We start from the raw sequence: 1,856 nt of genomic DNA on the forward strand, positions 1-1,856 counted from the left end.
GCCGGAGGGGGGGGCGGTGGCGCCAGCGCGGGGCGCCACTGCGATACCTCCACCGGCACGGTCAGCATCCGGCCATCGCGGCGCAGCAGCAGGTAGACGGTGGGCGTCGATGCCGCCCGTACTGCGTCGGCGAGCTGTTCGATCTGCCGCACCGGCGAGTCGTCCACGCGCAGGATGCGGTCGCCATGGCGCACGCCAAAGCGCGCCTCCGGGCTGGCCGCATCCACCCTCACCACGCCCTCGGTCGAGCGCAGCGCCAGACGCGCATCGTCCTGGCGCCATTCCAGCGTCTGCGAGCTGCCGCTGCCGGCGAGTACCGGCAGCGGCAGGGCCAACAACAGCACCAGCAGGCTGGCACGCATCTCACGCCCCTCGGGTGGCGACGGCCGGTGGCACCGCAGCGGCGCGGCGGGCCGGGCCGAACACGGCGATCTGGCCCAGCATCCACAGCAGCACCGCGCCCAGCGGCAGGTACAGCAGCGGCATGCGCGGCAGCTCGTACATGTTCATCAGCGCCAGGTTGATGGCATAGGCCGCCAGCATGCCCAGCACGATGCCCAGCGTGGCCAGCAGGAAGTTCTCGGTCTGGAAGTAGCGCAGGATCTGCCCACGGGTGGCCCCCAATGCGCGGCGGATGCCGATCTGCTTGCTGCGCTGCTGCACCCAGAAGCTGGCCAGGCCGACGATGCCCAGGGCGGTGACCACCAGCAGCGCCACGCAGACCGTCACCAGCAGGCCGACCATCGAGCGGTCGTTCTTGAAGTAGTCGGCACGCTGTTCCTGGTAGGTCAGCTTCTCGCGCACCAGGCGGTTGGGGTCGTTGTGCTCCAGCGCGGCCAGCGCACCCTTCAACACTTCATCGCGGCGTTCCGGCGAAGTGCGCAGCATGTACGGGCCGCGGGTGAAGTCGGTACGCACCGGCAGCATCATCGACAGGGTGCTGTTGTCGTTGTAGTCGGTGGGGGTGGCCAGATGGGCGACCACGCCGACCACATGCAGGGCCTGGTTGCCCATGTAGAACGTCTTGCCCAGCGCGCTCTGGTCCGGATACATCTTGGCGGCGACCTGCTGGTTGATGATCACCGGCGCGGCGCGGTCAGGCTTGGGATTCTTCTGGGCTTCCTCATAGTCGATGTATTCACTTGGCAGGAAGTCGCGGCCGGCGACCAGCTGCAGGCCAAGCGTCGGAAGTGCGTTCTCGCTGAACATGTACAACGACACGAACGCGGTCGGGCGCTCCTGGTCACGTTCGCGCGAGATGCTGGTGTTGCTCGAGTTGCGGCGGAATGGCAGCTGGTTGACCTTGGTCACGCTGGTCACGCCGGGAATCGCGCGCAGCGATGCCAGGTCTTCGTTGGTGCGGGCCATGGCGTTGGCCTGCTTGCCGATGCCGCTGACCCGGACCATGACCAGTTCGTTCTCGGCCAGGCCGCTGGGCTGGCTGATCTTTTCCACGCGCTGGGTGACCAGGAACAGGGCATTGCAGACGATGGCGCAGGTCAGGGCGATTTCCAGCACGATCAATGCGGCTGCGGTCTTGTGCCGGCGCAGGGTGCTGAGGATGGGGCGGATGTCCATGGGAAGTCCTCGTTCTGGTGCTTACTGCGACTTGAGCTGGATGGCCGGGGTGACCTGCATCGCGCGCCAGGCGGGCAGGAAGCCGGCAGCAATGCTGGCCAGCAGGGTCAGGCCGAGGGCGAGCAGCAGCATGCTGCCGTCGAGGTGGGCCAGCTTGGCGTAGTCCACCGGCTGCTGGCGCACTGCATACAGGCCCAGCAGTGCCAGGCCGATGCCGAGCACGCCGCCGACCACGCCCACCGCGCCCGCCTCGACCAGGCACTGCAGGAAGATCTGCC

Annotated in this window: 3 protein-coding genes; all 3 read right to left on the reverse strand. The window is 67.9% G+C overall.

Going from position 1 to position 1,856, the window contains the following annotated elements; translation table 11 throughout:
• Nucleotides 1-362: PDZ domain-containing protein (locus AB4Y84_RS20625; RefSeq protein ID WP_442250815.1), on the reverse strand; the 362-nt coding region annotated here is incomplete at its 3' end.
• A gap of 1 nt (nucleotide 363) precedes the next feature.
• The gene (locus AB4Y84_RS20630) at nucleotides 364-1,578 is read right to left on the reverse strand and encodes an ABC transporter permease (protein ID WP_312787347.1); all 1,215 of its coding nucleotides are present in this window, start codon (nucleotides 1,576-1,578) and stop codon (nucleotides 364-366) included.
• Between the two features lie 21 nt (nucleotides 1,579-1,599).
• On the reverse strand, nucleotides 1,600-1,856 hold a 257-nt coding region (locus AB4Y84_RS20635; protein WP_442250816.1), incomplete at its 5' end, for an FtsX-like permease family protein.

This window comes from Stenotrophomonas sp. 2YAF22 (genome assembly GCF_052114665.1).
In the GTDB taxonomy this organism is placed as follows: domain Bacteria; phylum Pseudomonadota; class Gammaproteobacteria; order Xanthomonadales; family Xanthomonadaceae; genus Stenotrophomonas; species Stenotrophomonas indicatrix.

Excerpts from the sequence above, each read along its gene's own strand:
- AB4Y84_RS20630 (WP_312787347.1), bottom strand. The coding sequence starts at position 1,578 with ATGGACATCCGCCCCATCCTCAGCACCCTGCGCCGGCACAAGACCGCA.